Genomic DNA, 15,647 nt, shown 5'->3' with positions numbered 1-15,647 from the left:
GGGAAAAATGAAAAAAAGCATAAAGCTTTATATGGCTGTTTTGCTGCTTTTCGTCGTTGCTTCGGTACCTTATATGCATCAGGCTGCGCAAGCGGCTGAAAAACAAGATGCACTTGCCGGGCAGATCGATAAGATTTTAACTGATCATCCTGCACTCAAAGGCGCAATGGCCGGCATCACTGTTCGCTCTGCGGATACAGGCGCTGTTCTATATGAGCATTCAGGAAATATCCGAATGAGGCCCGCCTCTTCTCTGAAGCTTTTGACAGCTGCCGCGGCACTTTCTGTCCTTAGTGAGGACTATTCCTTTACAACCGAGGTCCGGACAGACGGCACACTGAAAGGGAAAAAGCTGAATGGAAACCTTTATCTGAAAGGAAAAGGAGATCCGACACTTTTACCATCTGATTTTGAAGAAATGGCTGAGAAATTGAAACAGTCCGGCGTGAAGGTGATTAAAGGCAATCTGATCGGTGATGATACGTGGTATGATGACACCCGATTATCACCTGATATGCCATGGAGTGATGAATACACGTATTACGGCGCGCAAGTCTCTGCTTTAACAGCATCTCCGAATGAAGACTATGATGCAGGTACTGTCATTGTAGAGGTCACCCCAGGTAAAAAAGAAGGGGAAAAGCCTGCCGTTTCTGTATCTCCAAAGACAGATTATGTAACGATTAAGAACAATGCTGAAACGACTTCGGCCGGCCAAAAGAAAGACCTCACGATCGAAAGAGAGCATGGGGAAAACACGATCACCATTGAAGGAAGCGTACCGGTTGGCGCAAGCAAGACAAAGGAATGGATTGCTGTCTGGGAGCCGACCGGATACGCTTTGGATTTATTTAAGCAGGCACTACACAAACAAGGAATTACTGTAAAAGGGAACGTCAAGACGGGCGCTGCGCCCGGTTCTTCAGACGTGTTAATCTCTCATCGTTCAATGCCTTTGTCAAAACTATTTGTTCCGTTTATGAAATTAAGCAATAACGGACATGCCGAAGTGCTCGTAAAAGAAATGGGGAAAATGAAAAAAGAAGAGGGGAGCTGGGAAAAGGGACTCGAAGTATTAAACAGTACGCTTCCGGAATTCGGTGTTGATCCCAAATCACTTGTGTTAAGGGACGGATCAGGAGTCTCGCATATTAATGCTGTATCCTCAGATCAAATCTCAAAACTGTTATATGACATTCAAGATGAAAAATGGTTCTCAGCTTATCTAAATTCTCTGCCTGTTGCGGGCAATAGTGACCGAATGATAGGAGGAACGCTGAGGAACCGCATGAAAGACACGCTTGCACAAGGAAAAGTGAAGGCAAAAACCGGCTCGCTAAGCACGGTCAGCTCTCTATCCGGGTACGCAGAAACCAAGAGCGGAAAAACCCTTGTTTTCTCAATTCTTCTAAATGGATTGATTGATGACGAGGATGGAAAAGATATTGAGGATCAAATCGCTGTCATCTTGGCAAGTCAATAATAGCGTCAGACCTGTTTTCCAAGCGAAAACAGGTTTTTTTATGTCCTTCGTTACGTCAAGCATTCTTTATCATTCCATATATACGAATAATATACATCTAACATATAAAACATTAAACGTTTTTAGAAAATTAAAACAACTGAAAAATTAGTTTAGAAGACCTTGCAAAAAATGGTACTTTCATCACTTCATGTTCAAAATTACGACAAAAAACGAAACGAAAACTAAAGAAATAATACTATTTTCAAAAAAGTACAATGAAAAATTTACATTTTTTATTGTACTTTAATAAATATACGTTAATATAGTGCATATATGGATTATATAGCCATATAATTTATTTTTCTGTCATTATTTCACTTTCTTAACCTCTTATTTTAGAACTGAGGGAATTGTTGAGCCGAACATCTTATTCTTTACCTTGCCCAAAAGAAAGTACAGTTTATCGACCTGTTGGTTGTTCCAGTGTTTTTTGCAGGTGATTCCAGCATTCATAGTTGCAGAAGTATTATCTAAGTCATTGTTAAACCTGTATCGTCTTAGCCAGCCTTATTTTGGCGTGGTAATTATAGGCCAATCTCAAGACTAGCAGGACAAGCTTCCGCAAACAATAGCTTCTAAAGTAGAAACTCCATATGTCGCGTTGCTCAATCAAGTAAAGTTTTTTGGCGAGTTGCAACGTCATCTGTGTCCGTCCCTGGCAGTTTTATCTGCCGCGGGCTTCTCACCCTTGCTCTTGTTTTGTTTTCCTCCACCTAGAGCTATTCAACTATAATCAAACGCAATCAAATCTTGAACACCCTCAGAGACATACAAACGCATCAATTAAAAAAAGACGTTTAATCGTTAGGCTTCCATTATTTAGCTGCAATTATGACAATGATCCCATATGCATGTTTTTGTGATGATGATGCTATGACGGTACAAAAGTATATGACATGTATCCGTTCGAAAAGATTGGAGGGAGCTAATGAATAATCTTGCCTTTTTATTTCCGGGACAAGGTTCTCAGTTTGTTGGGATGGGTAAAAGTTTTTGGAATGATTTTGTGCTGGCGAAGAGATTATTTGAAGAGGCAAGCGATGCCATCTCCATGGATGTAAAAAAGTTGTGCTTTGATGGCGATATGACTGAATTGACAAGGACAATGAATGCACAGCCTGCCATTTTAACGGTTAGTGTTATCGCTTATCAAGTATATATGCAGGAAATAGGAATTAAACCGCACTTTTTGGCAGGTCACAGCTTGGGCGAATATTCAGCGCTTGTCTGTGCAGGTGTCCTTTCTTTTCAAGAAGCCGTTAAGCTTATAAGGCAGCGAGGAATACTCATGCAAAATGCAGATCCTGAGCAACTGGGCACGATGGCCGCAATCACACAGGTTTATATCCAACCGCTACAAGACCTGTGTACGGAAATTTCGACGGAAGACTTCCCGGTAGGCGTGGCGTGCATGAACTCGGATCAACAGCATGTCATCTCCGGACATCGGCAGGCTGTGGAATTTGTCATTAAAAAAGCTGAGAGAATGGGGGCCAATCACACTTATTTGAACGTCAGCGCCCCTTTTCATAGTTCGATGATGAGATCAGCGTCTGAACAATTCCAGACTGCATTAAATCAATATTCTTTCCGAGATGCTGAATGGCCGATCATTTCGAATGTTACAGCGATTCCGTATAACAATGGCCATTCGGTCAGGGAACATTTGCAAACGCACATGACTATGCCGGTAAGATGGGCGGAGTCAATGCACTACTTGCTTTTGCACGGAGTCACGGAAGTCATCGAAATGGGTCCCAAGAACGTCTTGGTCGGCCTATTGAAAAAAATAACGAATCATATTGCAGCTTACCCTTTAGGTCAAACATCTGACTTGCATTTGCTTTCTGATTCGGCGGAAAGAAATGAAAATATTGTCAATTTACGCAAGAAGCAATTGAATAAAATGATGATTCAATCCATCATTGCGAGAAATTATAACAAAGATGCAAAGACCTATTCCAACCTGACGACCCCATTATTTCCGCAAATACAACTGCTCAAAGAGAGAGTGGAAAGAAAAGAAGTTGAGCTTTCGGCAGAAGAACTCGAACATTCGATCCATTTATGCCAATTAATTTGTGAGGCTAAACAACTTCCGACTTGGGAACAATTGCGGATTTTAAAATAAAGCTGCCCAGGAGGGGACCTATGTATACCAGTCAATTTCAAACCTTAGTCGATGTTATTCGGAATAGAAGCAATATATCAGATCGCGGGATCCGTTTTATCGAATCCGATAAAATCGAGACATTTGTCTCTTATCGCCAATTGTTTGACGAGGCGCAAGGTTTTCTTGGCTACTTACAACATATCGGCATTCAGCCAAAGCAAGAAATTGTGTTTCAAATTCAAGAAAACAAATCATTTGTCGTCGCTTTTTGGGCGTGTTTATTAGGAGGAATGATTCCGGTACCCGTCAGTATCGGAGAAGATAATGACCACAAGCTAAAGGTATGGCGCATTTGGAATATTTTAAACAATCCATTCTTGCTAGCCTCTGAAACAGTATTAGATAAAATGAAAAAATTTGCTGCTGATCACGATTTACAAGATTTCCATCATCAATTAATCGAGAAATCCGACATCATTCAGGATCGAATCTACGATCACCCGGCTTCGCAATATGAACCTGAAGCCGATGAATTGGCCTTTATTCAATTTTCTTCGGGATCAACAGGAGACCCGAAAGGAGTCATGCTAACCCATCATAACTTAATACATAATACATGTGCAATCCGGAATGCGCTGGCTATCGACTTAAAAGATACTCTTTTATCTTGGATGCCCTTAACCCATGACATGGGGCTCATAGCTTGCCACCTTGTTCCTGCCTTAGCCGGAATCAATCAAAATTTAATGCCGACAGAATTATTTATTCGAAGACCTATTCTCTGGATGAAAAAAGCTCATGAACATAAAGCCAGCATTCTATCCTCACCTAATTTTGGATACAATTACTTTCTTAAATTTCTGAAAGACAATAAAAGTTACGACTGGGATTTATCCCATATCAGGGTCATTGCAAACGGAGCAGAACCTATATTGCCAGAGCTATGTGATGAATTTTTGACTAGATGCGCAGCATTCAATATGAAACGATCTGCCATCTTAAATGTTTACGGTTTAGCTGAGGCTTCGGTTGGCGCAACATTCTCTAACATCGGAGAAAGATTTGTCCCTGTTTATTTGCATCGCGATCATCTAAATCTAGGTGAAAGAGCCGTTGAAGTAAGCAAAGAGGATCAAAATTGCGCTTCATTCGTCGAAGTAGGAAAGCCTATTGATTACTGCCAAATTCGAATCTGTAATGAAGCAAACGAAGGATTGGAAGACGGATTTATCGGTCATATCCAGATCAAGGGGGAGAATGTGACCCAAGGGTATTATAACAACCCCGAAAGTACGAACAGAGCGCTGACTCCCGATGGATGGGTGAAAACGGGAGATCTTGGCTTCATTAGAAAAGGGAATTTAGTCGTAACCGGAAGGGAAAAAGACATTATTTTTGTGAACGGAAAAAATGTGTATCCTCACGATATTGAACGAGTCGCCATTGAATTAGAGGACATTGATTTAGGAAGAGTTGCAGCCTGTGGTGTATATGATCAAGAGACACGAAGCAGAGAAATTGTACTTTTTGCTGTTTACAAAAAATCAGCGGAGCAGTTTGCACCACTTGTTAAAGACATTAAAAAGCATTTGTACCAGCGAGGCGGATGGAGCATCAAAGAAATCCTGCCGATCCGAAAGCTGCCAAAAACGACAAGCGGGAAAGTTAAACGCTATGAGCTGGCTGAGCAGTATGAGTCGGGGAAATTTGCGCTAGAGTCAACCAAAATCAAGGAATTTTTGGAGGGTCATTCGACGGAACCGGTACAGACTCCTATTCATGAAATCGAAACAGCATTGCTGTCTATCTTTTCAGAAGTGATGGATGGAAAAAAGATTCACCTAAATGATCATTATTTTGACATGGGTGCAACCTCATTACAGTTATCTCAAATTGCCGAACGCATTGAACAAAAGTTTGGTTGTGAGCTTACGGTTGCTGATCTCTTTACATATCCTTCAATCGCTGATTTAGCGGCATTCCTTGTCGAAAACCATTCCGAAATCAAGCAAACTGATACAGCGAAGCCAAGCCGCTCTTCGTCAAAAGACATCGCTATTATCGGGATGTCCCTCAATGTTCCAGGGGCATCGAATAAGAGTGATTTTTGGCACCTGCTCGAAAACGGTGAGCATGGCATTCGGGAATATCCTGCACCAAGAGTTAAAGATGCGATAGATTATTTACGATCCATTAAAAGCGAACGTAACGAAAAACAATTTGTGAAGGGCGGCTATTTAGATGAGATAGACCGTTTTGATTATTCGTTCTTTGGTTTAGCTCCCAAAACCGCAAAATTCATGGATCCCAATCAAAGGCTATTTTTGCAATCCGCATGGCATGCGATTGAAGATGCAGGCTATGCCGGCGACACCATTAGCGGGAGTCAGCTCGGGGTATATGTAGGGTACTCGAAGGTGGGATACGATTACGAACGTCTCCTTTCTGCGAATTATCCGGAGGAGCTTCATCATTATATTGTGGGCAATCTTCCCTCGGTGTTGGCGAGTCGAATTGCTTACTTTCTAAATTTGAAAGGACCAGCGGTTACCGTGGATACAGCTTGCTCTTCGTCACTTGTTGCTGTTCATATGGCATGTAAAGCTTTGCTTACAGGCGATTGTGAAATGGCTCTTGCCGGGGGTATTCGAACTTCGCTATTACCGATGCGTATCGGTCTCGATATGGAATCTTCTGACGGGCTCACGAAAACGTTCAGCAAGGATTCGGACGGAACAGGCTCTGGCGAAGGCGTGGCAGCAGTCCTGTTGAAACCTTTGCAGGCTGCGATTCGCGATGGAGATCATATTTATGGTGTGATCAAGGGAAGCGCGATAAACCAAGACGGGACAACCGTTGGAATCACCGCACCGAGCCCGGCAGCTCAGACCGAGGTGATTGAGATGGCCTGGAAAGACGCTGGCATTGCTCCTGAAACATTGTCTTTCATTGAAGCACACGGCACCGGAACCAAGCTCGGGGATCCTGTTGAATTTAACGGTCTTTGTAAAGCGTTTGAGAAGGTTACGGAAAAGAAACAGTTTTGTGCGATCGGCTCTGTTAAAGCAAACATCGGTCATTTGTTTGAAGCGGCAGGCATCGTTGGACTGATAAAATCTGCCCTTATGTTGAATCACAAAAAAATCCCGCCGCTGGCTCACTTTAATAAACCGAATCCATTAATTCCATTTCACTCTTCTCCTTTTTATGTGAACCAAGAAGTGATGGATTTCACACCTGAAGACCGACCGCTGCGGGGTGGTATCAGTTCATTCGGTTTTAGCGGAACGAATGCCCATGTAGTATTGGAAGAATATACTCCTGAAAGTGAGTATGCACCGGAGGACGGGAATGATCCGCATTTATTTGTGTTATCCGCCCATACTGAAGCTTCACTATATGAACTGACTCATCAGTATCGGCAATATATTTCAGATGACAGCCAATCATCATTGAGGTCAATTTGCTATACGGCCAGTACAGGAAGGGCTCATTTAGATTATTGTTTAGCCATGATTGTATCCAGCAACCAAGAATTAATAGATAAGCTGACCAGTTTGATTCAAGGCGAAAGAAATCTTCCCCAAGTACACTTTGGCTATAAAAACATCAAGGAAATGCAGCCTGCCGAAAAAGACAATCTGAGTAAACAAATCTCTGATCTCATGCAGCATCGGCCCTGCACAAAGGATGAACGAATCACATGGTTGAATCGTATTGCAGAATTATATGTGCAAAGAGCCGTGATTGACTGGCGAGCGGTTTATTCCAATGAAGTTGTACAAAAAACGCCATTGCCTTTGTATCCATTTGAACGGAATCGCTGTTGGGTTGAGGCTGTCTATGAAAGCGCCAAGGAAAGAAAAGAGAAAGGGGAAGTAGCATTGGATATAAATCATACGAAGACACATATTGAGTCCTTTCTGAAGACTGTCATCAGCAATGCATCGGGAATCAGAGCGGATGAGATCGATTCGAATGCCCATTTTATCGGATTCGGATTGGATTCCATTATGCTGACACAGGTCAAAAAAGCGATCGCAGACGAATTTAATGTGGATATCCCGATGGAACGTTTTTTTGATACGATGAACAACATTGAAAGTGTTGTCGATTATTTGGCAGAAAATGTTCCATCAGCTGCATCCACTCCGCCTCAAGAAAGTGTTACGGCACAGGAAGAGCTTGTGATATCAGGAGCACAGCCCGAGTTGGAACATCAAGAGCATATGTTGGACAAAATTATTGCTTCTCAGAATCAATTAATCCAGCAAACTTTACAAGCTCAATTGGATAGCTTTAATTTGTTGAGAAACAACAGCCATTTTGTATCGAAAGAATCCGAGATTTCGCAAGATAAAACGAGCCTTTCTCCTAAATCTGTCACTGCAAAAAAGAATTCGGCTCAAGAAGCAAAACCTTATATTCCTTTTCAGCGTCAGACCTTGAATGAACAGGTCAACTATACTCCGCAGCAAAGACAATATTTAGAATCATTTATAGAGAAATACGTAGACAAAACGAAAGGTTCCAAGCAATATACGGACGAAACCCGATTTGCTCATGCCAATAACCGCAACTTGTCCAGCTTCCGGTCTTATTGGAAAGAAATGGTTTACCCGATCATCGCTGAACGCTCGGACGGTTCTAGAATGTGGGATATTGATGGAAATGAATATATCGATATCACCATGGGATTTGGGGTTAATCTTTTTGGGCATCACCCGTCCTTTATTACTCAAACCGTCGTTGATTCAACACATTCTGCATTGCCGCCTCTTGGTCCGATGTCAAATGTCGCCGGAGAAGTTGCAGATCGAATTCGTGCATGCACAGGAGTAGAAAGGGTCGCTTTTTATAATTCAGGCACGGAGGCAGTCATGGTTGCCCTGCGTTTGGCGAGGGCGGCAACAGGAAGAACGAAAGTGGTAGTGTTTGCGGGCTCTTATCACGGCACCTTTGACGGCGTATTAGGTGTTGCCAACACAAAAGGCGGGGCTGAGCCTGCGAATCCGCTGGCTCCGGGCATACCGCAAAGCTTTATGAATGATTTGATTATTTTGCATTACAACCATCCGGATTCATTGGACGTGATTCGCAATTTGGGAAATGAATTGGCAGCCGTTCTGGTGGAACCGGTACAAAGCCGCAGGCCGGATTTGCAGCCAGAATCATTTTTGAAAGAACTGCGGGCAATCACACAGCAATCCGGAACAGCTCTGATTATGGATGAAATTATTACAGGATTTCGGATCGGTCTCGGCGGCGCGCAGGAATGGTTCGACATCCAAGCAGATTTAGTCACTTACGGGAAAATCATCGGCGGCGGCCAGCCTCTAGGTATTGTTGCCGGAAAAGCAGAGTTCATGAATACGATCGATGGCGGCACATGGCAGTATGGAGACGACTCCTATCCAACGGATGAGGCAAAACGCACGTTTGTAGCGGGCACCTTTAATACTCACCCGCTTACGATGAGAATGTCATTAGCCGTGCTTCGATATCTTCAAGCCGAGGGAGAAACTCTGTATGAACGGTTAAATCAAAAGACAACCTACTTGGTTGATCAATTGAATTCCTATTTTGAACAATCGCAAGTGCCCATTCGTATGGTCCAATTTGGTTCCTTATTCCGGTTTGTCTCTTCGGTTGATAATGATTTGTTCTTTTACCATCTCAATTATAAAGGAGTCTATGTTTGGGAAGGACGCAACTGCTTCTTGTCTACGGCCCATACTTCCGATGATATTGCTTATATCATTCAAGCCGTTCAAGAAACGGTGAAAGATCTTCGCCGCGGCGGATTTATTCCAGAAGGGCCGGATTCTCCTAATGACGGAGGCCATAAAGAACCCGAAACATACGAGCTTTCTCCTGAACAAAAACAATTGGCTGTAGTATCCCAGTATGGGAATGATGCTTCTGCGGCATTGAATCAATCTATTATGCTAAAAGTGAAAGGGGCGGTGCAGCATACGCTGTTAAAACAAGCGGTGCGAAATATTGTAAAACGCCATGACGCTTTACGCACAGTCATTCATGTCGATGACGAAGTACAGCAAGTGCAGGCTCGAATAAATGTTGAAATTCCTATCATCGATTTTACCGGTTACCCGAATGAACAGCGAGAGTCGGAGGTTCAAAAATGGCTGACGGAAGATGCCAAGCGCCCGTTTCATTTCCATGAACAGAAGCCCTTGTTTAGAGTTCATGTACTTACGTCGAAACAAGACGAACATCTGATCGTTCTGACATTTCATCATATCATCGCCGATGGCTGGTCGATCGCTGTTTTTGTACAAGAGCTAGAGAGCACGTACGCCGCCATTGTACAAGGAAGCCCGCTTCCATCTCATGAGGTTGTTTCGTTTCGCCAATATTTAGATTGGCAGCAAGCTCAGATAGAGAATGGTCATTATGAAGAAGGAATTCGTTATTGGCGGCAGTATCTCTCTGAACCAATCCCGCAGGCAATCTTGACCAGTATGAGTTCTTCCCGTTATCCGCATGGTTACGAGGGAGATCGCTATACAGTTACACTGGACCGTCCATTGAGCAAGGCGATAAAGTCATTAAGCATTCGGATGAAAAATAGCGTTTTTGCAACTATTCTGGGAGCATTTCATCTTTTTCTGCAGCAGCTTACCAAGCAGGCTGGCCTTGTAATTGGGATTCCAACCGCAGGCCAGTTGCATATGAAACAACCTATGCTGGTTGGAAATTGTGTCAACATGGTTCCCGTGAAGAACACTGCTTCTTCAGAAAGCACATTAGCCGATTATCTGGGTCATATGAAGGAAAACATGGATCAAGTCATGCGGCATCAAGATGTTCCGATGACATTAGTGGCCAGCCAGCTTCCACACGATCAAATGCCGGATATGCGTATTATTTTTAATTTGGATAGACCTTTTCGAAAGCTGCATTTCGGACAGATGGAAGCTGAGCTCATTGCGTACCCTATAAAATGCATTTCATACGATTTATTTCTTAACGTAACGGAATTTGATCAAGAGTATGTTCTTGATTTCGATTTTAATACAAGCGTCATCAGTTCGGAAATCATGAACAAGTGGGGAACGGGCTTTGTAAACTTGCTGAAAAAAATGGTTGAGGGGGACTCCGCCTCTCTTGATTCCTTAAAAATGTTTTCGAAGGAAGATCAACACGACTTGCTTGAGCTGTATGCTGATCATCAGCTGCGAATCTCTTCAACATTAGACCATAAGGGTGTTCGTGCCGTTTACGAAGAGCCGGAAAATGAAACAGAGCTGCAAATTGCGCAGATTTGGGCGGAGCTTCTCGGCCTGGAGAAAGTGGGCAGATCTGACCACTTTCTGTCTCTGGGTGGAAACTCGCTAAAAGCGACGCTTATGCTTTCTAAGATTCAGCAAACATTTAATCAAAAGGTATCTATAGGGCAATTCTTCAGCCATCAGACTGTTAAGGAGTTGGCGAATTTCATCCGGGGTGAAAAGAATGTCAAGTATCCCCCGATGAAGCCTGTTGAGCAGAAAGCCTTTTACCGGACATCTCCAGCTCAGCAAAGAGTATATTTCCTGCATCAAATGGAACCGAATCAAGTTTCGCAAAATATGTTTGGCCAAATATCGATTATAGGGAAGTACGATGAAAAAGCCTTGATTGCATCCCTTCAACAGGTCATGCAGCGGCATGAAGCGTTTCGCACTTCTTTTCACATCATAGATGGTGAAATTGTGCAGCAGATTGCTGGCGAGCTTGATTTTAACGTTCGTGTCCATTCGATGGACCGTGAAGAATTTGAAGCCTACGCAGATGGGTATGTAAAACCTTTCCGTCTGGAACAAGCTCCTTTGGTTCGTGCGGAGCTGATCAAGGTCGATAACGAACAGGCTGAATTGCTCATCGATATGCATCATATCATTTCCGACGGCTATTCCATGAGCATACTTACAAATGAATTGTTCGCTTTGTATCATGGTAACCCATTACCGGAAATTCCATTTGAATATAAAGACTTCGCAGAGTGGCAAAACCAGCTGTTAATCGGAGAGGTCATGGAGCAGCAGGAAGAATACTGGCTCGAGCAATTCAAGCAAGAAGTTCCTATCCTTCAATTGCCGGCAGACGGTTCAAGAGCGATGGAATGGTCTTCCGAAGGGCAGCGTGTGACCTGTTCCTTGCAGTCGAGTTTAATCCGTTCGCTTCAAGAAATGGCGCAACAGAAGGGAACGACTCTGTATATGGTGCTTCTGGCTGCTTACAACGTGCTGCTTCACAAATATACGGGCCAAGAAGATATCGTCGTAGGCACGCCAGTTTCCGGAAGAAATCAACCGAATATTGAAAGCATGATTGGTATATTCATTCAAACCATGGGGATTCGCACGAAACCACAGGCTAATAAAAGGTTTACGGATTATTTGGACGAAGTTAAACGGCAAACGCTTGATGCGTTCGAAAACCAGGATTATCCGTTTGACTGGCTAGTAGAAAAAGTAAACGTACAACGGGAAACAACAGGTAAGTCACTATTTAACACAATGTTTGTGTATCAAAATATTGAATTTCAAGAGATCCATCAAGATGGGTGTACGTTTAGGGTAAAAGAACGTAATCCCGGAGTCTCTTTATATGATTTGATGTTAACGATCGAGGATGCAGAAAAACAGTTAGATATTCATTTCGATTTTAATCCAAACCAGTTTGAACAAGAAACGATTGAACAAATCATAAGGCACTACACCAGCCTTTTAGACAGTCTTGTTAAGGAGCCGGAGAAATCCTTGTCTTCCGTTCCTATGCTGTCTGACATCGAGAGGCACCAGCTTCTGATGGGGTGTAATGACACGGAGACGCCGTTTCCGCACAATGACACAGTATGTCAATGGTTTGAAACGCAAGCAGAACAGCGGCCTGATGATGAAGCCGTTATATTTGGCAATGAACGGTGCACGTACGGGCAGCTAAATGAGCGGGTAAATCAATTGGCGCGCACGTTAAGAACGAAGGGCGTTCAAGCGGATCAGTTTGTTGCCATCATCTGCCCGCATCGCATCGAGCTGATTGTTGGAATTTTGGCTGTTCTAAAAGCCGGCGGCGCATACGTGCCAATTGATCCGGAGTATCCAGAGGACCGGATACAATATATGCTGAAGGATTCAGAGGCTAAGATCGTTTTGGCACAGCTCGATTTGCATAAACACTTAACGTTTGATGCTGACGTTGTGCTTTTGGATGAGGAAAGCTCATATCATGAGGATCGTTCGAATCTTGAACCGACCTGCGGTGCAAATGATTTGGCATACATGATCTATACGTCGGGCTCCACAGGGAACCCGAAAGGTGTACTCATTGAGCACCGGGGATTAGCTAATTATATTGAGTGGGCGAAAGAGGTTTATGTGAATGATGAGAAAACCAACTTCCCTTTATACTCGTCCATCTCTTTTGATCTAACGGTGACGTCGATTTTTACACCGCTGGTTACAGGAAATACCATCATTGTCTTTGATGGTGAAGACAAAAGTGCGGTGCTTTCAACAATTATGCAGGATCCGAGAATAGATATCATCAAATTGACGCCGGCGCATTTGCATGTGCTCAAAGAAATGAAGATAGCAGATGGAACGACAATTCGAAAAATGATTGTCGGCGGGGAAAATTTAAGCACCCGGCTTGCCCAAAGTGTCAGTGAGCAGTTTAAAGGCCAACTGGACATATTCAATGAATACGGACCGACAGAAGCGGTCGTCGGATGTATGATTTATCGGTACGACACTAAACGTGACAGGCGAGAATTTGTGCCAATAGGCTCCCCTGCCGCCAATACGAGCATTTATGTGTTGGATGCCAGCATGAACTTGGTTCCGGTCGGCGTACCGGGTGAAATGTATATCGGTGGAGCCGGTGTAGCCAGAGGATACTGGAATCGCCCGGATTTAACAGCAGAGAAGTTCGTTCACAACCCGTTTGCTCCGGGAACGATAATGTACAAAACGGGTGACTTGGCAAAACGATTACGTGATGGAAATCTCATATATTTAGGCCGAATCGATGAACAAGTCAAAATCCGAGGACATCGAATTGAACTTGGTGAAGTTGAAGCTGCAATGCATAAAGTGGAAGCGGTCCAAAAGGCCGTAGTTTTAGCCAGAGAAGAAGAGGATGGCTTACAACAACTGTGTGCGTATTATGTGAGCAATAAACCTATAACAATTGCGGAGATTAGAGAACAATTATCACTGGAGCTGCCGGACTACATGGTTCCGTCCCATTATATCCAACTTGAGCAATTACCGTTAACGTCCAACGGGAAAATAAATCGTAAAGCACTGCCTGCACCAGAGGTAAGTTTAGAGCAAATAGCTGAATATGTACCGCCAGGCAATGAGGTTGAATCTAAGCTTGCAGTCTTATGGCAAGAGATGCTCGGAATACATCGTGTGGGGATCAAGCACAATTTCTTCGATCTTGGAGGAAATTCCATACGCGCGACGGCCTTAGCCGCCAGAATCCACAAAGAACTGGATGTCAATCTGTCTGTAAAAGACATATTTAAGTTTCCTACTATTGAACAGTTGGCTAACATGGCGTTACGCATGGAGAAAATTCGATATGTATCAATTCCGTCTGCACAGAAAATCTCCTATTATCCAGTTTCTTCGGCACAGAAACGGATGTATTTGTTAAGTCATACAGAAGGAGGCGAGCTGACGTACAATATGACGGGCGCCATGAGTGTAGAAGGGGCTATTGATCTAGAACGATTGACCGCTGCTTTTCAAAAATTAATTGAACGTCATGAAGTTTTGCGGACCAGCTTTGAACTATACGAAGGCGAGCCGGCACAGCGAATTCATCCAAGCATTGAATTTACAATAGAACAGATTCAAGCGAGAGAAGAGGAAGTGGAAGACCATGTACTTGATTTTATCAAATCGTTTGATTTAGCCAAGCCGCCGTTAATGCGAGTGGGACTGATTGAACTTACACCCGAAAAGCATGTACTGCTAGTCGATATGCATCATATCATTTCCGATGGCGTGTCTATGAACATTCTAATGAAAGATTTAAATCAATTTTATAAAGGGATCGAACCGGATCCGCTTCCCATTCAATATAAGGACTATGCGGTTTGGCAGCAAACGGAAGCTCAGAGGCAAAACATCAAAAAACAGGAAGCGTATTGGCTTAATCGTTTTCATGATGAGATTCCTGTATTGGATATGCCAACGGATTACGAGAGACCTGCTATACGCGATTACGAAGGCGAATCATTTGAATTTCTTATACCGATAGAATTAAAACAGCGCTTAAGTCAAATGGAAGAAGCTACAGGAACAACATTGTATATGATTTTAATGGCAGCTTATACAATTCTTTTATCCAAATACAGCGGACAGGAAGATATCGTCGTAGGGACCCCGGTCTCCGGCCGAAGTCATATGGATGTAGAGTCTGTTGTGGGAATGTTTGTAAACACCTTAGTCATTCGCAATCACCCGGCAGGCCGTAAAATATTCGAGGATTACTTAAACGAAGTGAAGGAAAACATGCTAAATGCCTATCAAAATCAAGACTATCCATTGGAAGAATTGATCCAACATGTACATCTTCTAAAAGATTCAAGCCGCAACCCTTTATTCGATACGATGTTTGTGCTGCAAAATCTCGATCAGGTTGAATTGAACCTTGATTCCCTTCGATTCACGCCTTATAAGCTTCATCATACAGTTGCCAAATTCGATTTGACCTTGTCGATTCAGACAGATCAAGACAAACATCACGGTCTGTTCGAATATTCGAAGAAACTATTTAAGAAAAGCAGAATCGAAGCTTTGTCAAAAGACTATTTACACATCTTATCCGTTATCAGTCAACAGCCAAGTATACAAATCGAACATATCGAATTAAGCGGCAGCACCGCGGAAGATGATAACTTGATCCATTCTATTGAACTGAACTTTTAAAAAGCATGGGAAAGCATACATGATTTTCTTTATACTCTAAAAAATGAGGTGCTCC

3 protein-coding genes are annotated in these 15,647 nt (G+C 43.1%); all 3 read left to right on the top strand.

Annotated elements, in window-relative coordinates; all coding sequences use genetic code 11:
• Positions 1-7 precede the first annotated feature (7 nt).
• Positions 8-1,483 carry a D-alanyl-D-alanine carboxypeptidase/D-alanyl-D-alanine-endopeptidase gene (gene dacB / locus Q5C82_RS05040; RefSeq protein ID WP_003220192.1) on the top strand — a complete coding sequence of 492 codons (1,476 nt, stop codon included), beginning with the start codon at positions 8-10 and terminating at the stop codon, positions 1,481-1,483.
• A 970-nt stretch (positions 1,484-2,453) separates the two neighbouring features.
• A complete protein-coding gene (gene fabD / locus Q5C82_RS05035; RefSeq protein ID WP_003220190.1) occupies positions 2,454-3,656 on the top strand; it encodes an ACP S-malonyltransferase in 1,203 nt (400 codons plus the stop codon).
• Between the two features lie 20 nt (positions 3,657-3,676).
• Positions 3,677-15,592: a non-ribosomal peptide synthetase gene (locus Q5C82_RS05030; RefSeq protein ID WP_003220189.1), complete on the top strand. Its 11,916-nt coding sequence runs from the start codon at positions 3,677-3,679 to the stop codon at positions 15,590-15,592.
• The last annotated feature ends 55 nt before the right edge of the window (positions 15,593-15,647 follow it).

This window comes from uncultured Bacillus sp., assembly GCF_958411575.1.
GTDB classification, from domain to species: Bacteria; Bacillota; Bacilli; order Bacillales; family Bacillaceae; genus Bacillus; species Bacillus spizizenii.
This window is presented reverse-complemented; position numbering and strand designations above follow the sequence as displayed.